This is a genomic window from Pseudoalteromonas sp. SG41-2 (assembly GCF_014164535.1).
In the GTDB taxonomy this organism is placed as follows: Bacteria; Pseudomonadota; Gammaproteobacteria; order Enterobacterales; family Alteromonadaceae; genus Pseudoalteromonas; species Pseudoalteromonas rhizosphaerae.
This window is the reverse complement of sequence record NZ_JACJFK010000001.1, coordinates 21632-43289: the sequence shown is the minus strand read 5'-3', so window position 1 is coordinate 43289 and position 21658 is coordinate 21632. Positions and strand designations below refer to the sequence as shown.

Below are 21658 nucleotides of genomic sequence, written 5' to 3'. Positions count from 1 at the left end.
TAAAACTGAATATAAATAAGCCTTGGTCTACTTATATGGCTTTCGTGTCTGGTATGCTTTTATACTATCAGTAACTTTACTGAGCTTTGGTCAAACTAATTCACCCAAAGCTCAGTTGGTTAATAAAATAGCGTTAATCAAGCGTTATTGTAATGACTTCGTTGGCAAATTCGCTATACACCACAAGGTGTTTTTCAGAAATAGTCTCAAAATGAAAGTCTTTCATTGAATAACTTTCCCATGACACATCATCTTTGAGCAAATACTCTTTATCCGCTGATAGGGCCCACAGCTGCCCCGTTGATTGATTAGATGACGCATCACCTACATAAACCAATATATAGCCTTGTTCACTCACAATAGGAGTTATTTTTTTAGTATTACTTCGTGCATAACTCGCAATTGTGCGCCATGTTTCATTATAAACTCTGATCGGTTGAGTGGTATTTAGCCGTGATTGCAACTGCAATTCAGACTGCTCTGTATCAGCCTTACGTAAATATTTAAGCACGGCATATTTTATCGATGCTGTCTCTACAAAATCACCCGCTAGTAAAGTATCTAAGTCGCCGCCAATCCAATCAGGAGTTGTTTGTCTTAACGCGGTTAAATCGAATGCAGTACTTGTCTCTACTTGTTCTCGTGTGAATTTAAACTGTTCAATACCACTGTCTTGGTTTGTAAATAAGAACTGGTTATTACCATTTTGCCAAATAGTAGCATTGCGTACATTATTCAATGAAAACACAGCGTCATCGCGCGCACTTGGTATGACGTCCATTACATTTATAAGCAACTGCTCATCAGTACCAAAACCTAGACCAAAAGTGATGTCATCATATTCAAAAAATGGTGTATGACTAAATGTACTGATCTGCTTACTCAATACAGTTCTCCCTCGGATCTGAGCATTTATGATCTGTATATACGATTTTGATGAAACCTCATTATTATCTTCAAGCGCTAGATAAAGGTCTTGATTATTCGCAATAAATTCACTTTTCAAAACCCCATTGTTGATTAGGTTAGATACAGCTTTCCATTTACCACTTTGCCAACTATAAACACCATCAGGAAAAGACGTTAATGCAAATAGTTTACCGCCTGAAATAGCTAAACTTGAAGCGTTAATATCATGGACTTTATAATTACCTAATTGGCCATTATTAAAAGAGGCTGAGTGTAATTTGTATTGCGTAGAGGCGCCTTCAGTAATAAACCAAACTTGCTCATCAAACCATAAATATTCAGATTCAATTAACCGCTCTTTGTAGGGGTTATCAAACAATAATTGCTGTTCTTGTTCACTAAACACCAAATACAATTTACGTTTTTCATACACCACAGTATAAGGACGGCAAGCTACTTTAAACTTAAGATTAGAGGAGTCATCAACTTCACAAATCTGTGGCCCGCCAAGCGCTGTAATTTCAGGCTCAATCATTGTAAGTGGTGGAACCGAGACTGGAGAGTCTTTTAACTGAATACTTTGCTCGCCATAACGAATAGTTACAGGATATGAATAAAGAGTTGTTTGTGCAAAACTCGCCTGAGAAGATACGCATTTAACAGCAAGGCTATAATTCAACGTTGTTGTATTGCTCAGCTGTGTGTCGCATGTGATACTTTCTGGTATAGCTAATAAGGTTGGTTGTACAAATTTTTTTGACGTTGCGCTCAGTTCAATAGCCTTGTCTGCAGTAAGCTTTGCTTTGTTATCCATCCATGACACTTCAAGGCCTGAGGCAACACCATTGGCTGTTATTTTGAGCGTAAACGTTTGCTCTGAAATAGCAGGTAGCTTTGTATCTTGACTGTCGCCAGAAGAGCCACCGCATCCACTTGCGGCTAAAATAGATAAACTCACTAAAAATGATTTAAATTGCAAAATAGAATCCTTGTGTTTAATTAGTTTCAAAAAAGTTGCTACTAATACATATTCCTTCAGTTATCAATTATTACTACTAGTACCTTTTTTAGCAATATATTTTTTGGTTATTATCTGTCCATACCAATACTCAATAAAATATGACCACTATCGAAAACACTAAATTGAAAGGATTCCCATATCGCGATTATTTTTGCTTTTTAAACGGAAACAGCTGCTGTTTTAACATCCCAGTTGGTACATAGTCCCCGACTACGCCATAAGCTTCTGGCCATTCTTGTTGGCCTTTTACGGCCGTGCCAAAAACATAATCTAAGAATGAAAAGTGCGCAGCATAATTACGGTCAATGGCCGCTTTATCTGAAGAGTGATGCCAATGATGAAACTGTGGCGTAACCAATAAATATTTCAACCAACCAAATTTCACCCGTACATTGGCATGGTTAAATACCGCCTGAAAACCCACGATTATCACATATAAGCTGATCACTTGCTGCGAAAAACCCAGCACGAAAATAGGCGTAAGTACTAAACTGCGCGTCACTAAAATTTCTAAAATGTGCTGGCGAGAGCCTGCAAGCCAGTCCATTTCTTTTGCACTGTGATGAATACCATGAAAACGCCATAAATAAGGCACTTCATGATAAGCGCGGTGTACAAAGTACTGCATCAAATCAGCGACTAAAATAATTAACAGCACTTGCAATATAAAAGGTAATTGACTGATGTAGCCCTGCACAGTGCTTGACACTGCCCAACCAAAACCATAGTGCACAAAGTGATTAGTCACTAATAACACAAACCCAATAATCAAATGGTTAACAAAAAAGTGGTTTAGATCACCGCGCCATTCACTGCGTAATATCTTTTGTTCTTTGCGGTGCGGTAACAGCTTTTCAATGAGAATAAATATTAAGGTTGAGCCCAATAAATCTAATATAAACCAGTCTAGGCCTATATAGGGGGTGTTATCAGCAAAATCATTCACCTCAACATTAGGGCCGCCAAACGCAATGGCCAGCACAATAAAAAACCACGCAGTTGCACCTAAACGTTTATTTTTGTTACGTACAAAGTTAAGTAACCCCAAACTACCGGCCACGATAAGCGCACCAAACATCAGTTGACGTAAAAATTCGACACTGTAGCTCTTTCTCAATTCCGGTGTGGTTAAATATTCTGGAAAATGAAAGGCGAGCACGCCTAAACAAGACAGCATAGCTAAAAAGCAGCCGATATAACCGCTAATATTACCTTCACCTATTTGTAGGTGGTTAGTACGAAACAGGTGAGTTTTTAGAGTATTTTTCATTAGTAATTCCTTTTATATCAATCGTGTTAAGTTACTGACCATTTATAGCGACAGATAAATACAGTGATAACAAGGCGTAAATTTTGACATGTAGTTGTTCTACTTGAAAAAATTATAACGCAGTTAGCGCTTTATTTAGCTCGCTAGCATGGTTAAGTATTTAAGTCGATTGGTACTAAAACAGCTCGCAGAATACCATATCTACAGCCCAGCGCTAGACACAAAAAAGCCGCGATAGTCGCGGCTTGGTTGGATAAAGCTAAATTTTTACGTGGTACTTATTACAAGTACTGACCTAACGCTTTAACTTGGTCTAACATGCGGTTTGAGAAACCCCATTCGTTATCGTACCAAGCCATCACTTTAACTAGTTTGCCATCAGCTTTCGTTTGCGTAGAATCAAAGATTGACGACGCTGGGTTATGGTTAAAGTCAATAGAAACAAGCGGTAACTCGTTGTATTGTAAAATATCTTTCATCGACCCAACAGATGCTGCTTTCATAATTTCATTGATTTCTGTAGCCGTTGTTTCACGCTTAGTAATAAACGTAAAATCAACCAGTGATACATTAATTGTAGGTACACGTACTGACATACCATCAAGTTTACCAGCAAGCTCAGGTAACACTAAACCAACTGCTTTAGCAGCACCGGTTTTAGTTGGGATCATTGACTGCGTTGCACTTCGTGCACGATACAGATCAGGATGATAAACATCTGACAAGTTTTGGTCATTAGTGTAGGCATGGATTGTCGTCATGCTACCTTGCTCAATACCGACTGTATCGTTAATTGCTTTGGCAATTGGTGCTAAACAGTTAGTTGTACATGAAGCATTAGAAATAATGTTGCTATCTGCAGTGATCACATCACTGTTTACACCGTGAACAACGGTTGCATCTAAATCAGTACCAGGGGCTGAAACGATTACTTTTTTCGCGCCCGCTGTAATATGCTTTGCAGCATCTTCACGCTTAGTGAAAAAACCCGTACATTCTAAAACGATATCAACGTTTAATGCTTTCCATGGAAGGTTAGCAGGGTCGCGTTCTTGGGTAAGAGTAATAACGTCGTCGCCAATCAACATGGTGTTATCAGCAAGTGTGACTTTATGAGAAAATTGCCCATGCACTGAATCATATTGTGTTAAATGTGCATTAACATTAGCCGGTGCTAAGTCGTTAATTGCGACAATTTTAATTTCATTATTTTGTGCAGACTCATAAAGCGCGCGTAAAACATTGCGACCGATACGGCCATAGCCATTAATTGCTACATTAATCATTTCAAAACTCCACTTAAATTATTTAACTTCACTTGCTTGGCGAGCAAGCGCTTCAATGGCTTGCCAGTCTTTATTTTCAATTAGTTGTTTATCTAGCATCCAGGTACCACCAACACAAATAACATTGCTAAGTGCTAAATAACTAGGTGCTGTTGCTAGGCTAATGCCACCGGTTGGACAAAATGTTACTTGTGGTAATGGCCCACCAATCGATTTAAGCATTGCTGTTCCACCTGCAGCTTCTGCTGGGAAGAACTTTAAAAACTTAAATCCGTGACTGGCTAATTTCATCACTTCACTTGGCGTTGCGGCGCCCGGTAGAAATGGAATATCAGTGCCTTTTGCCAGTGCTAAAAGTTCATCATTTACGCCTGGGCTCACCATAAAATCAGCACCTGCGGCAACTGATGCATCAAAGCTTGCTTTATCTACCACAGTCCCAGTGCCAACATAGGCTTCTGGTACTTCGGCTTTCATTAGCTTTACAGCTTCTGCAGCAATCGGTGTACGTAGTGTAATTTCAAGTGCTTTTAGACCGCCGTTATACAGCGCTCTTGCTAGTGGCGCTGCATCTTCTAAATTATCAATTACCACCACTGGCACTACCGGTGCCGATGATAATATTTTTTCTATGCTCATAGTGTGTTCCTCATACCCAGTTTGGCGAATTATTATTCTATTCCAAAGGCGCTAGCGCCCATGTCTGCGCTACTTACGATATTTCTAAATCCGGTGAACAACTCTCGGCCCGTACCAAACGTTAAGCTAGGTACGCTAAGTTGTAATTCACGTTGTGCTAATTCTTCATCACTTACATGTACTTTTAAGATACCTGCTGGTGCATCAAGAGTAATTAAATCACCTTCCTGAATCTTAGCAATAATGCCGCCTTCAACCGCCTCTGGTGCTAAGTGGATTGCCGCTGGCACTTTACCTGATGCGCCTGACATACGACCGTCAGTTACGATCGCTACTTTGTAACCTTCATCTTGCAAGGTTGCCATTACTGGCGTGAGCTTATGCAGCTCAGGCATACCTTTGGCTTTTGGACCTTGCTCTTTTAGCACAGCAATAAAGTCTTGGTTTAACTCACCGCGTGTATAGGCTTCTTGTAATGCACTTTGTGAAGCAAATACTTTTGCTGGTGCTGTAACAACTTGATGCTCAACCGCAACCGCAGACACTTTGATCACGGCTTTACCTAAGTTACCAGTTAGTAACTGTAAGCCACCTTGTTTACTGAATGGGTTGTCAATTGGACGAAGTACATCTTCGTCTAATGAATTCTCTGGACACGGTACCCATTTAACTTTGCTTGGGCCTGTTGCGCTCGTCATGATCAGGTTACTGTCAGTATCTAAACGTGGTTCTTGGGTATACGCCTCGAGACCTTCGCCAACAATGGTTTTAACGTCATTGTGCAAGAACCCTGCACCAACGAGTTCTCTCATAAGGAAACCCATGCCGCCGGCTGCTTGGAAATGATTTACATCAGCAGAACCATTTGGATAAATACGTGTTAGTAGTGGCACCACTTCTGATAAATCCGACATATCTTTCCATGTCAGCTCAACACCTGCCGCTTTGGCAATTGCCACTAAGTGAATTGCATGATTCGTAGAGCCACCGGTTGCTAACAAACCAACTAAACCATTAATAATGGTTTTTTCAGTTACAACATCCGCTAAGCAATTGGCATCTTTACTTTGAATCAATTGTTTAAGCATGGTTTCTACCGCATTACCGGTTAAACCATCACGCAATTCTGTATATGGATTGATGAACGAGCTACCAGGAAGGTGCAAGCCCATAATTTCCATCAACATTTGGTTACTGTTTGCAGTACCGTAAAACGTACAAGTACCCGCGCTGTGATAAGACGCACTCTCCGCTTCTAAAAGCTCATCACGGCTTACTAAGCCTTGAGCAAACTTTTGACGAATACGGGCTTTTTCTTTATTTGGAATGCCTGACTGCATCGGGCCTGCTGGCAAAAAGTACACCGGTAGATGACCAAATGATAAAGCACCAATTAATAGACCAGGGACAATTTTGTCACACACGCCTAAGCAAAATACGCCATCAAACACATCGTGTGATAATGAAATAACTGTCGACATCGCAATTACATCACGAGAAAAAAGCGATAACTCCATGCCATCACGGCCCTGAGTTACGCCATCACACATGGCTGGCACGCCGCCTGCAACTTGAGCTGTGGCATCGTACTTTGTAGCAATGTCTTTAATTAAATCTGGATAATCTTTGTATGGCACGTGCGCAGATAGCATATCGTTATATGAATTGATAATCGCTAAGTTTGGCTGCTCATCAGCTTTTAAACGTGCTTTATCGTCACTACTACACGCAGCCATAACATGGGCGATATTGCCACAACCTAAACCAGAACGAACTCTTGTTTGTTTTTTTGCATGATTGATGCGTTCTAAATAGGCTTGGCGAGTAGCTTTACTGCGTTCAATGACGCGTTCGGTGACTTCTTGAATACGAGGATGTAACATAAAATTCGACTCATCTCTAAGGTTAGAGGATAAAGGCTCAGTGGCAAGTGCATACTCCACGAATGAACTTGCACTGAGCATCTTTGATTTACCCGTTCAAAGGTATACGTTGGCAGGTTGTCTCTCACAATCAACCTGACACCGGTGTCACTGTATTAACGCATGACTGTGACACCGGTGTCAACCCTATCCTATAAATTTAGTTTAAATATTTTAAATGACCAAATAATGAACGAAAATAATTTTTCATTAGGGGATCTAGCTTGGTCGCTAAATTGTGTTGCTGGAGTGCTAGAAAATGTGAGGAGTTTTTACTTTAATTTATTGATTATAATATCTTTTTATAATCTAAATGATATCAATCGTAAGTACCTATGAGCGGATAAAAAAACCCAGATAGCAACAACATGCAGACTGCTTTGTTAAGCAAAAAAATGCCCGAGTAAGCGTCACTCAAACTCGGGCAACTGTGAAAAGCCTTTATCTAACTTGTGCGGTAGACTCGCGTGTGATTAATCGCGCTTCAAGCGTAACCTGATACGGTTGCTCTTGCGGATCACCAATATGCTCAATCAGTTTAGTAACCGCTTGTTTGGTCATTTCTTCAACCGGTTGCGCTATGGTAGTAAGACCAGGCCAAATATGACGAGCAATTGGCGCATTATCAAAACCCGCGATAGAAATATCATCGGGTACTTTAAATTGACGTTGTGTTGCCAATTTTAATACCGCCGCAGCCATGTAATCATTTGATGCAAATACGGCGGTTGGACGTGGGGTTAAATCTAAAATGCTGCGCGCACTATCGACCCCAGAATGATAACTAAAGTTACCCTCTTCAACCAAACGTTCATTAAATTCAATGCCGTGCGTACTAAGCGCTCTGCGATAACCTTTGAAACGCTGCTCAGTGGCACTGTGATCTGGGTGGCCTTTAATAAACGCGATCGCTTTATGGCCAAGCTTAATTAAGTGCTCAGTGATCTCAAATGCGCCCTGCTCATCATTACTGCGTACTGAAATTGAATCGTCTTCAAGCACTGCTGATGCAACTCGTGCATACGGAATTTTTTTACTTTTGAGAAAATCGACTAATACCTTAAAATCTGAAAATGGCGGCGTCAATACCAAGCCATCAAGACGAGAAGATTGTAGTAAATGCTCAATATTACTGATCAACGCATCACCACGTAAATCACATGGGTGGATCAACAAGTTATAGTTGTTTTCTTGACACGCAGCAAGCGCACCAGTTTGCACCCGAGTGATATAACTTTTACTCGGGTTATCGTAAATGCAACCAATAATAAAACTACGATTTTGCGCCAAACCTCTGGCGATCGGGTTAGGAGTGTAATCTAGCTCTTTAAAAACCTTAAGAACTTTTTCACGGGTTGCATCACTAACATTAGGTTCATTATTTAAAACCCGAGACACGGTTTTTTTAGAGACCCCAGCATAACTTGCAACACTATTTATTGTAACTTTCTTCATCCAACCTTCCCAATAACACCCCTATGAGCGATGTATTATGACTGCTCATTGACGTGCAAACATGCAGCAGCACCAATAAGTGGAATATTATCTTGTGTGACTAACGTCACTGGTATTTGGCTCACATACTGCGACATGATCCCTTTAGCACCAAAACGCTCAACAAAACGACTAGCAAGTAAACGAGCTTGCATACGCGGTAAAATACCGCCACCAATATACACACCACCTAACGCACCAAATGCCAGTGCTAAATCGCCTGCGACACTGCCAATCCAATCACAAAATTGATTTAACGTAGCATCGCAAATGGCACATTCACCACTATTTGCTAATTCGCTAATTTGTGCAGCGGTTAAATTCTTAGCATCGACACCTTTTACAGCCGCCATGGCTTGATACAAATGAGCAATACCCGGCCCTGAAAATACTGTTTCGACCGATACATGTGGCAATAGCTTACGTAACTCGATGATCAGCTGAGTATCTAATTCACTCACTGATGCCAATGTTATATGCCCACCTTCACAACTCAAAACAGCACGTGATTGGCTAGTACGCACTAAACACGCCGCACCAAAACCAGTGCCCGGACCCATGACTGCAATATTTGCATCAGTATCGGCTTGTCCTGCTTTAACTGCAATGTTTTGTTGTGGATCTAAATAAGGTGCTGCATAGGCAAACGCAGCAAAATCGTTGATCACTTCCAGTTGAGCTAAATTAAACTCAGCTTTTACTTGTTCGACACTAAAGTGCCAACCTAAATTAGTTAAATGTACTTGGCCTGCTTTTATCGGTCCAGCCACGGCTAAACACGCGCGTCGAGGTTGAATATGACTAACTTGAGATAAATAATGCGTTATTGCCGCTTCCAATGAACCAAAATTGGCACTGGGAAAAATGATATTATGCTCAATAACGAATTGTTTTTCTTGTAGGTTAAAAGCAGTAATTAAAGCAAAACGGGCATTAGTGCCGCCGATGTCGGCCACTAAGATAGGATCGAATTCTGAATTTGGCTTGGAGTTCATCGTGTTTTCTCTTTTGTCTAAGCGGTTTATATACTTAGCTATAACCGTGCTTATTATTGTAATTTCAATGGTCTTGCTATCGCTATGAGATAAACTTTGAGCTATCACCTCAAAGTAGTTACTCTAGTATAAAAAAATGCTGCCCAACTAAATGGGCAGCCAATACGTTTTGACAACAAAATGATAAAACACCCGCATTATGACACCGGTGTCAGGGTTGGATCAATAAAAATTTTAAATTACTGATAAATTACTGATAAATAGCTTGTAAAAATCAGCAAATAAACGAGAATAACACGAGTTATTTGCACTTTAGTTACTTGAAATAGTTAGGTTGTGTATGAAAGGTAAAGCTACATCGTTTGACATTGCACACTACGCAGGGGTATCACAATCCACTGTCTCGCGCGCCTTGCGCAACAGTCCATTGGTTAATGAAGAAACCCGCAAACGTGTTTTTGAGGTAGCCAAACAGCTTAACTATAAAGTCGACAAAAATGCGAGTAACCTTCGAACTCAACAAAGTAGTACATTGGCTTTGTTACTGTTTGAAGATCCCACAGCAGATGAATCACAAATCAATCCGTTCTTTTTAGCGATGCTCGGCAGCATAACGCGTGCTTGCGCAAAAGAAGGGTATGACTTATTGGTATCGTTTCAATCTGCAAGCTCAGATTGGCAAGCGGACTACGAAGACAGTCACCGTGCTGATGGTATTATTTTATTAGGTTATGGCGATTACATTGATTTTCAGCCTAAATTTAATACCTTGCTTGAACAAAACACCAAATTTGTTTGTTGGGGAGCAACGGTAGATAATCGTGCCGATTTAACAATTAGCTGTGATAACTATGGCGGCGGCCAACTTGCTGCTGAGCATTTATTGGCGCATAACCGAACTGATTGCGCATTTATTGGTGATGCATCTGATCATAGCCCTGAATTTTTTGCCCGTTTTAATGGCTTTAAAGACAAGTTAAAACAACATGCTATTACCTTAAGCGAGCGAAAAATAGCGAATGCGATTTCGACCGAAGAGTCTGGTTATCATGCCACACGTTCGCTTATTGCCAACAACATTACCTTTAATGCCCTTTTCGCAGCTAGCGATCTGATTGCTATAGGTGCAATACGCGCCTTAAAAGAAGCCAATATCAACGTGCCAAAAGATGTAGCCGTGATAGGTTTTGATAATATTTCGATTGCCAGCTATATAAACCCGCCACTCACAACCATAGAGCAAAACACCACAATTGCAGGACAAATGCTAGTTGAAAACTTACTAAAACTAATTCGTGGTGAACAAGTACAAAGCACCCTACTAACACCGCGACTAATTGCACGAGGTTCCAGCTAACTACATATATTTTATTACATTATTTACGGTCTTTTGTCCTTATTTTTTTATAATTACACGCTAGGTCAACGTACTATTAACAGCCAATTCACACATTAATTTCACATTAGTTTTTTTTATCTGAAACTGAGCGTTTTTAGTGTAATTTCTCACTCGTCTTTTTATTAGTTTCTCTCTACAATCGCACTTTTATTTTTGCTCTTAAAAATTCAAGTGAATATCTTATGCTATTAACTATTGTTTATATTATTGGTATTACAGCCGAAGCCATGACCGGTGCGCTGAGTGCTGGGCGCAGAAACATGGATTGGTTTGGGGTTATGTTAGTAGCCAGTGCCACAGCAATTGGTGGTGGCAGCGTACGCGATATTTTACTTGGCAATTACCCTTTAACTTGGGTAAAACATCCAGAATATTTATTGATCACCTGCGTTGCCGGTATTATTACAACTTGGCTTGCAAAATGGGTGGTTAAATTTAAAGGCATTTTTATGCGTTTAGATGCCCTTGGGCTTGCCGCATTTAGTATTATTGGCTGCCAAGTGGGGCTTAATATGGGTTTGCACTATGGTATTTGTGTAGTCGCTGCTATTGTTACCGGCGTATTTGGTGGATTATTACGTGATTTAATTTGTCGCCAAGCGCCGCTAGTATTACATCATGAGCTTTACGCCAGCGTAGCGCTGATTGTAGCTTGTTTATATCTAGCACTACACCACTACAACATTGATGACAACATCAGCGTTATTACAAGCCTAGTTGTAGGGTATTTAATACGCATGGCATCGGTACGCTTTAAATGGCGCTTACCTACGTTTAGTTTATTAGAACCAGCTAATTTGAAAAATGAACAGTAAAGGCAGTCGTTTATTAACCCCCTGCTCTTGAGCTTTTCAATAGTCCAATTACTTCTTAGGCTATTGAAACAGCCAAAAATATTATTTTCATACGTTAAAACTAAATAGTTTTACAGACTGTTTTATTTTGAAAGTAATTATTGAGTAATAAAGATTGCAATAAACTTGTACCACTTGATGTTGCCCAATATAAACCAATAGCAGAGGGGAAGTTTATTAAGGTAATAACACAAATCACAGCTGGAATAATAAATAATAAGGTACTGGTTTGCTCAGCAGTTCCAGGCATCATCGCCATAGAAAAATAAGTGATCACACCCACCAACAATGAAAGTGCAATATCGGGTTTTGCTATGCTCGCAATCCACGCAAACTTACTATTAAACACGATTTGTTGAAGAGCTTGAAACGTACCAAAGCCAAATAAACCTTGACCTGCCATATTTAACACACTCTTTTTATCAATAAATTTAATGTTGTGCTTTTTATAGAGCGCCATTGTAGATTTAGCTATTGCACTGGGTTGATCTTTATATTTGTTTTTTATTTCATCAAGCTCAGGCTTTAATACAGCTATCGCCTTTTTGTTACTAACGGTTTTGGCCATCGCTAACAAATTAATCGGCATTAAAACTAAGCGACCAATTAGTGTAAATAAAATAATAGCTAAAGCTTGGCTTAGCCCGACTTCTTGAGTAAGAAAGGCGATAGACTGCACGATAAAGCTCGTAAAAAAATTCCAAAGTTCCATTTAAACTTCCCTTTCAGTTTGATGTATTAAAAGTAAACATCTCGACATATTATGTCAAGATGTTTATTAATGTTCATTATCGCGCTGATGGATCTTTTTTAATGATATTTAACAAATAAAGCTATTTTTTATCATGATAAAGACATTTAAACGTTTCTTACTTATGAGCTATATCGAGTTTCTAAAGCTGAGCAAAAAACCTCAAGTAAGCGAAGATTGGGAGCTAGTTCAACTCTCGATCACTTCTTGCTGGTTAATATTTACACAAGAAATTCAACTGAATTATTCACTGCAGGGAAAATTAACTAATTTTATATTAAGATCGTTTTCTACCTCAACCCAGTACTTAACGTTCTATATTTCACACAGCCTTTGAAACTAATTTCTCCTTAAAAAATCATCAGCATGTTGTGAATCTGCTTTTAAGTAGATGACATTTCCTTTAGTAAGCCCAGAGGCGGATAAGCAGTAGTCGTAGTAATAAATAGCAATGTTGTCTGTGATGCTCAGAACAACATTTTTTAGTTATTTCACATCAAATCATGAACTTAAATGACACCATCAGTACTTGATAGCATATAGTTATTTAATAAGAGGGTGTTGCAAGCATAGGGTAAGTAAATAAGAAAAAGTGAAACACATTAACGAACCAATGGCATAAAATAGCCCACTCTAAACGCTGAGTTTTATAAAAAATGTATCCATAGCCCAAACCTGCAACAGCTGCCACTAGCATGTAACTAGCTCCAGCTGAAAAGTGTGCGAGTGAAAATAAACCAGTAGTGATCACAGGCGCTAGTAATGCAAACCGAGCCGAGGTTATCACTTTCGAAAGCTTAGTTTGTATTATCCCTCTAAATAACGCCTCTTCTGCAACGCAGGTAAAAAATAGATTAATTGCTATAAATAAAAACCAAAATTCGGGTACTTTAGGCGCAAACTCCATAAGGCCCAATATGAAAGCAGTGATGAGTGCAGCTAAAATCGTGATGGCAATAATCGAAAGTGGATGCCCTACGCTTATTGGTTTTAGCGTTTTATTTTTTGTAAAAAAATAAGCGCTCAGCATCAAACCCGCTAATGCTTTATCGAAATTAGCATACAGGGTAAATGCAATTGCATTGCTAGTAAGCTGTTCATTAACAACAATAGGCTGGTTATTAAAACCGGGGAACCAATGTAAGGCTAAACCAAGTGAGGCTATTACAAATAAAGGCGTTAAGATACGGCGTATTAACGCAGAGGTTGCAGATACCGAAAAGTGCAATAAGCCTAAATAAAACACAATAACAACAACTGCGTATAAGTTTATATATTCCTGATAATAGGCAGTTATAACACTTAGCAGCAGTAAGTATTGCCAAATTGGTTGGCGTAAAATTACTATCTTACAAAATGGAAAAACGCATAAAATAGATAGCGCTAGGAAACAAAAAGCCATGAATGTGTAATCTTATGTTTTAGATTTTAAAAAGGCTTTTTACTTTAATTAACGCCTTTTACAGATCCGACCAGCAGCATGGCATTTATAAAAGTAAAAAAGTTCTATCCGCTTTTTGCATTTAATATCAATGATACAAAGCACTATAAATGGCATTAGTATCGAAATAAATAACATCATTGAAGTACCAATAGCGCTAAAAATAGGGCTACTACCAGTAACTACGTCCCATTGCTTACATCTGGAAAATTATGGCGATTTTAAATTCAGTACCAATAAGTAATAAAATATAGAAACCGCCAAATACTTGAAGATAACTATTAACGCCACAACTTATTTGTTAGGGCTGTGATTCAAGGGACTGCTTTTCTTTAAGGTAAAGATAAAGTGGAAGCCCAAACGACACACCCACAAACAACGTGCCCAGCACAGCAAAATATCGATATGTCACTTTATTTCTGTGACCATCGACAATGATAAAACCCAACAAAACAACGGCAGACACTACAACATCAAGCCAAGCAAATACGCTGATAGAATTTGTCACCGCGTCATTAAACAAGAGACCAAGATCTAAACCATTTGTAACTAGCCAAGGAACAAAGGCGCCATAAGGTAGTAAAATTCCTAATAAAGTAAGAACCAGATAAAACCTAACCATTTCACCATCCTTGCAACTGTTTTTAGTAAGCCCTAATGAATCTGTAGAATAACTCGTTTTTAATTTATTTTTATTATTGTATCAACCATAGCCGAATTCCTATTTTGATTCAATCGTTTAGTGATTAACGGCTTTTGAAGTGGTTAGTGTGATTTGGTGTTTTTTAATATGAACCAAATAATTACAACTCCAAACTACCTAGTGAAATAAGAGACGCCCATTAACTATCAAAGATATGACATAAATTATTAGTCTTTCAAAATACCCACCATAACAACTCTATTGCAAAAACCTTTAAAATAGTTAAAGTGTTGTTCCGTTTTTTTATAAAAACCCCTGATTAGCTATAAGGCTTATAAAAAATGAAAAAGATATGTGTGTTACTTATTTTACTCATCGCCAGTGTCGCTAAAGCCGATGACATTAGTCAATATAAGTTCTATGCAACAGACAACTTCAGAGATGATCAGCAACCGGAGTTTGCCGCTTATATAAAAAATGGCGCTCCTTGTATTCAGGTTAAAAACCTAACAACCCATAAAGAGGTCCGCTTTTGTCAGGTCACCAAAGGCATTAATTTAGCTGATGATCCTAACATCTACCCTTTTGATATTAATTTTTCAGGTCACCGATTATATTTCTTTGTTGCTGCCTATTGGGCTGATCAAGCTTGTACTATAGAACTGTCAAATATGACGATTAGTTGTGAGCTAAAAAACAAACCCAAAAAGGAAGAAGACGTTAAAGCAGAGCACCAAAAAGCGGTAAAAAAGAATGAGGTTGTCATCCCTCCTGCTGTTAAACATATAGAGTTTGGCAATGTAAAAGAAGCAGAAGGTCTGTTTCGTCTTATTCTTAATAATTCTGAAATAAACCCATGTTTTACCATTGAGCATTACAGTACATCCCTATTTGATGGCCCAACAAACATTAAACATGTTTGTAGTGCCATAAATAAAACGGACGACTCAATCATTGATCTTATAGGAAAAGACGGCAACTGGTGGTTTGAAAACTTTAATTGGCAAGGTAATAACTTAGCATTTGAAATAAATGCTATGGGGGGTAATTATAAATGTGAATTACCATTACCATTTACCGAGCAATCTGAAGCCTTATGTGTAAGATAAATCACATATTTGTGCAATGTAATCGCCACTCGAAGATTATTGGTTATATTTTATCAGTTTAGAGAGCTCATTTTGAGTCCCATTAAGCTCAGCTTTTTATTTACTGCTTACCAAATATGCCCAAGATGCGCCCGTGTAAGTCAAAAGTTGGGCGCGCAATTCACATAAGCTATTTAAATTAACGAGACTATAAAGTTTTTTAACATTAAAAAACTGTACTACTACAATGTCTTTCATTGTGCTTTATTTTCAAATGATTGCTTCCCATTGCAACCAATCAAAATCATGTTCGAACATTTCCTTATTAAAATCTAAAAATGTTGAGCCTTCATTTAATAAGAACTGTCTGCGCTCGTCATTTCTCATATAAGCAGTCCAGTATGGCAAGTAATTGGGATTATCAATACCAAAAATCAGTTCAAAATCCACTACATTTTCCTGCATTTCATCAAGCATTTTATTAGTTAGCCTAGGCATTTTACACCTTCAATACGAAAACCATTTTAGACCCAACAAACAAATAGAAGTAGATGGGTTTGTTAATTTATAATTTTTCCGCCGACGCGACCTGAAATATTAGTAATTCCTATGGCGAAAGAACAATCCGTATACGTTGTTAGTTTTAAGAAGATGACCTCTTTCTTGTAACTTAACGTTAATCGATAAGCTTGGTTACCTTAAGAGACAAAGCCATTTAATTTTAATGTCTTTTCAAATTCTACAGCTCTTTTTAAATCATTAATTGATACTTCATAGAGATTGTCGGAATTAAAATTAAACTCAATTGTAAGGTTGGTAGTTCCTATATGCACACACGTTTTATAGCCAAAACATTCACATTGGGCATTATATTCAATCCATTTTTTTGTGCCATTTAATACTATTGGCGGTGGGCACCATTGTTTAGGTTCTTCATTATGGACTGTATGACAAACGCCTAACAGTTCTAAATAATTTAACAACTGAGCTTCATTTTCTGCTGCAATAATAGCATTAAGTTCAAAACGGTCGTTATAGTGCCCACCTTTGGGACTTTTAATTTTAAAAATATTACACTTTTTAAGCTCAGTTTTAAACTCTTGAGAGTACATTGACATCCCATTAACCCTATTATTTATGAAGAAATTTTAGATAAATACAGCTCATAAAAAGTAGTTTCCCCACCTAGTTAAAAAGTGAAGGCTACATAAATGAAACTAACGAGCCTAAAAAATAACTCGTTTAAATTTATTTTACTGCTGAACAACCATAATCAAATTAATCTTTTGATTCAATTTTTACTAGTTTCTCCTTGGTTCGTCATTATCGTAATTAAGGATTTTTATGGAGCTAAGAACTCATTTTTTTATTTACGATTTTATGCAATTATTTGATAGCATTAAAGAAACCCCAATTGCTAGTGTCTACCTCATTAGTATCATCAAAGCATTCAGATGTAATTTGAATCGTATTTCCATCAGAATCAAAGAACCTTGCTACATATCCACTTGGCTGACTCCAAACCATTTCAAATTTTACGCCAAGTGAAATAAGGCTATCGCAATAGGATAAAAAGTTAGTTTTTACTTCATAGCCGAAATAGCTCAATCCGGTAGGATTTCCGTGTGAATTTAATAGCCATATTCCGGCATTATCATTTTCAGGAAAGGTTAGAACACAGTCCAGATCCTTAAATTTTAAAGTCTTATGATAAAAATTAAATAGTCGGTCATAATCATCTGTAAATAAATATACGTTAACCATGAGTAATCTCTGTTTTTTGTAAGCCCAACTCTGATTCTAAATTTATGTTTAAGACCTTGTTAGACATTATTACAACTTAACCATATTTTATAATACAGCAAGGCAATACTAGCCTCCGTAATAACTGCCAGTAAAATACCTATACCAGCAAATCCACGTAAATATTCAACACTACCAAGAAAAGCCAATGCAAACATAGAAACGGAAAGACTCAAACATATAGCCTGCCTAGATTCTGAATGCTCAGCATTTCGGCCAAACCAACTAAACACTGATATTCCGAGAAATAACATTGCAGCCCTTCTACCGATAAAGAAAGCAGAGTTATTTTCATCAATATTAAACAACATAAATAATACTTCCGGAATAAGTATAAGAACCAAACACAAAGTGAATGCAATAGCTGCTGTAATTATGCTAACTACTTTAAATTTAATCATACTCCCCCTTGAATGCCAAACAAGGCTGTAGAGTAACTCCTACAGCCAAATTCAATTAAAAAATAGAGCTTCTGAATTAACTCTAAGCGTTTTTAAAGCATTAGGTAATGCATTTTGGAACCCATAAAACAAGCTGTTATTCTTAGAAAATAGTAATTCTACAGCCTCAACACCTTGTTAAGGTGTGAGGCACGCAATACCAAAGCGTCTGCATACCACCTTAACCACTAAACCGAACGCATAGTAAAAATGCCACGCGTGCAGAATAGCTCTTGAACAATTTGTTATGTTGAAATACTAAGTAACACGCTCACAACTATCTAGCATCTTAACTGGTAATTGATTTTCAACTAGAAAATTGTAAAAGCGTAGATCTTCAATTAAATCAGGAGAAGCTAATTCAAAATCTTGATAAGTCTGATTTTTAAAACGAAACCTTACTATATGTTCAAACCTTTTCTCTTGTACATATAAAATTTCACTGATCTCGGTAATACTTATACGTGCACCCAATACAATCAAAACATCGCCATCAATCGCAACGGCCACTGACTTTTTTGGCTTTGACATAACGTATTCACTTATCAAGGATAATGCACAAAACAAGGCGATATATCCAAGTTGCTTTAAAAATGCGGCTTTTGAGATTTCAACAAGATAGTAAGCAAACATGCCACAAAATAACGTTCTAGTGACAAAACTATGAAACAGCTTAACACTAGCTAACTTGTTTTGTTTTAATAAAATTCTCATAACTCCCTTTCCCAAAATAGTATTTCAAACATATAAATATTAGAATATTTATTGACACCAATCATGATTACTTAACGCAATGGTATCTGCACGTTTTATGAATTGGTGTTACGTTTAGAGTTTATTGTGCTTATACTAAAACATACATACCAGAAAAAATTATGCTGATTTTTTCAACCATAAAAGGTGAAGGAGGATATGGATAACACTAAAAAATAGCGGACCTCCAATTATAAATAATTTATACCAGCTTAAACTTAAGCTAACAATTTCTCCTTGATAATTGCAGCTCAACCAATACACATAGAGCAAAGAAGCTACACCTAAAATTAGAAATATTAATCTTTTTTTTAGCGCTATATTCAACCCCCAACTTAAAGAAGTTAGAGCTAGATACCCCAAAAGCCCCCCAACCAATGGTAACAACCATTGCAAAGTAAAACTAAGTGGTACAAAGAAAATAGTTACAATACTTGTTAGGAAATAAAGTCCACCAATAATCATTAGAAAGGTAGTTGGCAACCAAGCGAACACTATTGTTAATCCAATGAGTAGATTTCTTAGGAACATATTTTAACAGCCCAGTATGTTTATAATTTTGCATTGCGAGAGTAATCTTGACAAAATAAAAAGGACAGACACATATTTTGTGTCAGAAGATTTAGCACCTCTTCCTTTGTGGGTAACCGTATCATTATTTTTTTGCACACTGTTAGTGTTAGTTACAGAACTTAGAATTCAGTGGCTTGGAAGGAGTTTTAGGCAAATAAAGGCAAAGCTAGGTCATCACTTTATTTAATATCGTGTTTTTTAAACAAACCAATCAAGATGCAACTGTTCATCCTGCGCCTTTGTACCATTTTACATCGTTGCTGGCGGCTTGCTGCTTTAACCGTTGTTTGCTGCCTGCAAAATTTGAGTACTGCTGCCTGAAACGTTGAATTGATTCAAGCCATTGCGCTTCTTCTATATTCAACGTCAGGAGCACTTTTGGTATGCTTTTGTTGATATGCCCTTTTTTCTTTGGATCTATCTGGCGGCCACTCCAGTCGACTAATTCAATGTAATCCAGTAAGGCAAAGGGGATCGTGCCTTTAATATGATTACCACCAAATTGCTTTAGCTGTGCTGGTTGACTTTCATATTGAACAGTATCTTTTTGTTTGAGGGGTTTATTTGCTTTGACCGTGTCTGTGGTAAAGGCTTTGAAATGCGCTATACGCTCTTGAATTGAGGTAAAATCACTGTCTTCAAGCGTATCGGCTATGTTTGCTCTGATAGGATTCAAATCAACGTAGGCCATGCAACTGAGTACTGCGGTTTGATCTAATAATGCCTGTGACTTATAGCGCCCTTCCCAGTACTTGCCCGTGCAGTTATCTTCCTTATTGGCCTCGCGGGCAATGTACTCATTAAGGTTTTTCATATACCAGCTGATGTCATAAAGCCTTGCGCGCCATTTAGCGATGATCTCATCAAAAAAGAGCACACTCGCCTTATCTAGCTGCTCACCATTTAAGTAACGATCAACTAAAACATGGCCGTTATAAAGTTGATACCAGCGTTCAATTACTTCATCATCAGACCAATCAAGTGCTTGACGTCTATTGACGTTCACAACAAGGTGGTAGTGATTGCTCATTATCGCGTAGGCAGCTATCTCTATAGCGAAAACGCTACTTAGTAACTTAATTCGCTCTACTAACCACACTCTACGGTGATCAAAGTTTTTACCTGTGTATTTATCATCACCACACAAGAATGCACGTCTCACGCATCGTGAGATTAAGTGATAATAAGATGTGGACGCTAAATCAATAAGCTTTTTTCTTGCCCGGGTCATACATAGCAACTCCTGTCAAACTGTATATAAAAACAGTAGTTGATACTATGGATTTTGCAAAAAATTTGCAAAAAAATGCGCCTGTCCTATTTTTCAATCAGCTAACAGTGGATTTAGATCATTGGATCCGCCGTAGGATAAGAATGTGCTACTGGCGACAGTGGCGTAAACCTCGCACCAAAGTACGCAGTTTAATGAAATTGGGGGTCAGTGAGAGACTAGCCATAGCATGTGGTATCACCAGCAAGGGGCCTTGTCGAAGCTCAAAAACAAAAGGAATTAACATTGCGCTAGGCAATGACTATTTAGCGTCAAAAGGTTTAGTGTCACTGAGAGGTATTTGGATCAATATTCATTACGGGAGATGAACCGCCCATTGCGGACCCGCATGATGGGTGGTGTGGGGGCTGGAGGTTAGAGACCTCCGGCTACCCGATTAAGCATCTTTACGCGCCATGACACTTTTTAAACTTCAAGCCAGAGCCGCATGGACACTGATCATTTCGACCAGCCTCTTTAAACGGATCAGCACCTGTAAAGTAATTATTTACCACAACTTTTGGTTCCGCAGCTTTACTTTTGAACACTGTTTGGTACCAAGTTATTAACGCCAATATGAATGCGAGCATTGCATACATTTCGCCCGTATTACCCGGAACAAGGAACTCTTTAAACCAAGATAACTCTGGAAGGGAAATCTCCAAGTACTCTTGAAATTCTTCGTGAGTAGTTTCTTCATTGACGGTCTTGGCAAGAGCCTCTTGAAACTTTGGAAGAGATTGACTTGTAAGGTTGGATAATTGAAGTTTTTCTACAAACTGTTCTATTTTTGGAATACTTATGACAGCGTTATAGCTTCTGCACCCAGGGCATTGCAGAACCAAGTTTTCCATTTGCCCCGATGCCATGCCTTTTGCAACCATGTAACTGCACGAGCCGCAATGAAGGTTGATATTCGCTGCGCCTTTAAATAGAGGCCCTTGAAAACCTTCTGCTGGCACCATAACAGAAGCCGTATTTTCCCTTGGCTTAGGAATCACTGGCAAAAATAGCCTTGTGCTCATGCTTAGACTTCCTTAATGCTTAACGCCTAAATAACAGGCTAAGTAATAGTTGGCTAAAATTGTGTAGCGAAGCGAAACGTAG

General features: G+C 38.2%; 20 protein-coding genes and 1 pseudogene. 4 read left to right on the top strand and 17 right to left on the bottom strand.

Translation table 11 applies throughout. The annotated features are described in order from the left end of the window. Positions 1-133: 133 nt before the first annotated feature. From H5186_RS00180 to glk, 7 genes are all read right to left on the bottom strand, one after another. On the bottom strand, positions 134-1888 hold the full coding sequence (locus H5186_RS00180; protein WP_182793909.1) for a hypothetical protein: 1755 nt from the start codon (positions 1886-1888) through the stop codon (positions 134-136). Positions 1889-2075: 187 nt separating this feature from the next. After that, positions 2076-3200, bottom strand: coding sequence for a sterol desaturase family protein (locus H5186_RS00175; protein ID WP_149982407.1), 1125 nt, complete (start codon positions 3198-3200; stop codon positions 2076-2078). 281 nt (positions 3201-3481) lie between these two features. Next, positions 3482-4486 carry a type I glyceraldehyde-3-phosphate dehydrogenase gene (gap, locus tag H5186_RS00170; protein ID WP_145233472.1) on the bottom strand — a complete coding sequence of 335 codons (1005 nt, stop codon included), beginning with the start codon at positions 4484-4486 and terminating at the stop codon, positions 3482-3484. Positions 4487-4504: 18 nt separating this feature from the next. After that, positions 4505-5125 (bottom strand): bifunctional 4-hydroxy-2-oxoglutarate aldolase/2-dehydro-3-deoxy-phosphogluconate aldolase, encoded by a 621-nt coding sequence (gene eda / locus H5186_RS00165; RefSeq protein ID WP_145233470.1) that lies wholly within the window; start codon positions 5123-5125, stop codon positions 4505-4507. A 32-nt stretch (positions 5126-5157) separates the two neighbouring features. Continuing rightward, a complete protein-coding gene (edd, locus tag H5186_RS00160; protein ID WP_182719541.1) occupies positions 5158-7008 on the bottom strand; it encodes a phosphogluconate dehydratase in 1851 nt (616 codons plus the stop codon). 480 nt (positions 7009-7488) lie between these two features. Beyond that, a complete protein-coding gene (locus tag H5186_RS00155; RefSeq protein ID WP_145233466.1) occupies positions 7489-8502 on the bottom strand; it encodes a LacI family DNA-binding transcriptional regulator in 1014 nt (337 codons plus the stop codon). A 35-nt stretch (positions 8503-8537) separates the two neighbouring features. Continuing rightward, positions 8538-9536, bottom strand: coding sequence for a glucokinase (gene glk, locus H5186_RS00150; RefSeq protein ID WP_145233464.1), 999 nt, complete (start codon positions 9534-9536; stop codon positions 8538-8540). Positions 9537-9876: 340 nt separating this feature from the next. Here glk and H5186_RS00145 point away from each other — a divergent pair, with 340 nt between their 5' ends. Both H5186_RS00145 and H5186_RS00140 read left to right on the top strand, forming a co-directional pair. Further along, complete coding sequence (locus tag H5186_RS00145; protein ID WP_182793907.1) at positions 9877-10893, top strand: LacI family DNA-binding transcriptional regulator; 1017 nt, start codon at positions 9877-9879, stop codon at positions 10891-10893. Between the two features lie 224 nt (positions 10894-11117). Continuing rightward, entirely contained in the window at positions 11118-11750 is a 633-nt protein-coding gene (locus H5186_RS00140) for a trimeric intracellular cation channel family protein (RefSeq protein ID WP_145233460.1), read from the top strand. 100 nt (positions 11751-11850) lie between these two features. On the opposite strand, the gene H5186_RS00135 is transcribed toward H5186_RS00140, so the two are convergent. The 3 genes from H5186_RS00135 to H5186_RS00125 all read right to left on the bottom strand — a co-directional run bounded on the left by H5186_RS00135 (position 11851) and on the right by H5186_RS00125 (position 14603). Further along, positions 11851-12501 carry a membrane protein insertase YidC gene (locus H5186_RS00135; protein ID WP_182740834.1) on the bottom strand — a complete coding sequence of 217 codons (651 nt, stop codon included), beginning with the start codon at positions 12499-12501 and terminating at the stop codon, positions 11851-11853. Positions 12502-13087: 586 nt separating this feature from the next. Beyond that, positions 13088-13942, bottom strand: a complete 855-nt coding sequence (locus tag H5186_RS00130) for a CPBP family intramembrane glutamic endopeptidase (protein WP_182793905.1) — start codon at positions 13940-13942, stop codon at positions 13088-13090. Positions 13943-14282: 340 nt separating this feature from the next. Next, positions 14283-14603, bottom strand: a complete 321-nt coding sequence (locus H5186_RS00125) for a DUF2834 domain-containing protein (protein WP_182793903.1) — start codon at positions 14601-14603, stop codon at positions 14283-14285. 362 nt (positions 14604-14965) lie between these two features. Here H5186_RS00125 and H5186_RS00120 point away from each other — a divergent pair, with 362 nt between their 5' ends. Further along, positions 14966-15733 carry a hypothetical protein gene (locus H5186_RS00120; RefSeq protein WP_182793900.1) on the top strand — a complete coding sequence of 256 codons (768 nt, stop codon included), beginning with the start codon at positions 14966-14968 and terminating at the stop codon, positions 15731-15733. 249 nt (positions 15734-15982) lie between these two features. Here the strand turns inward: H5186_RS00120 and H5186_RS00115 are convergent, their stop codons facing one another. The 6 genes from H5186_RS00115 to H5186_RS00085 form a co-directional block, all read right to left on the bottom strand. Next, positions 15983-16210 (bottom strand): hypothetical protein, encoded by a 228-nt coding sequence (locus H5186_RS00115; RefSeq protein WP_182793898.1) that lies wholly within the window; start codon positions 16208-16210, stop codon positions 15983-15985. 200 nt (positions 16211-16410) lie between these two features. Further along, the gene (locus H5186_RS00110; protein ID WP_182793896.1) at positions 16411-16830 is read right to left on the bottom strand and encodes a hypothetical protein; all 420 of its coding nucleotides are present in this window, start codon (positions 16828-16830) and stop codon (positions 16411-16413) included. A 268-nt stretch (positions 16831-17098) separates the two neighbouring features. Further along, positions 17099-17476 (bottom strand): VOC family protein, encoded by a 378-nt coding sequence (locus H5186_RS00105; RefSeq protein ID WP_149982414.1) that lies wholly within the window; start codon positions 17474-17476, stop codon positions 17099-17101. Between the two features lie 59 nt (positions 17477-17535). After that, complete coding sequence (locus H5186_RS00100) at positions 17536-17916, bottom strand: hypothetical protein (RefSeq protein ID WP_149982415.1); 381 nt, start codon at positions 17914-17916, stop codon at positions 17536-17538. A 297-nt stretch (positions 17917-18213) separates the two neighbouring features. Next, positions 18214-18669 (bottom strand): hypothetical protein, encoded by a 456-nt coding sequence (locus tag H5186_RS00090; RefSeq protein WP_182793893.1) that lies wholly within the window; start codon positions 18667-18669, stop codon positions 18214-18216. Between the two features lie 838 nt (positions 18670-19507). Then, the gene (locus H5186_RS00085) at positions 19508-20512 is read right to left on the bottom strand and encodes a transposase (protein WP_259400260.1); all 1005 of its coding nucleotides are present in this window, start codon (positions 20510-20512) and stop codon (positions 19508-19510) included. 98 nt (positions 20513-20610) lie between these two features. Here H5186_RS00085 and H5186_RS00080 point away from each other — a divergent pair. Continuing rightward, a pseudogene (locus tag H5186_RS00080) lies at positions 20611-20880 on the top strand (group II intron maturase-specific domain-containing protein); the annotation flags it as partial. A gap of 78 nt (positions 20881-20958) precedes the next feature. Here H5186_RS00080 and H5186_RS22830 read toward each other — a convergent pair. Beyond that, positions 20959-21576, bottom strand: a complete 618-nt coding sequence (locus tag H5186_RS22830; protein WP_220496365.1) for a YecA family protein — start codon at positions 21574-21576, stop codon at positions 20959-20961. Positions 21577-21658: the final 82 nt, after the last annotated feature.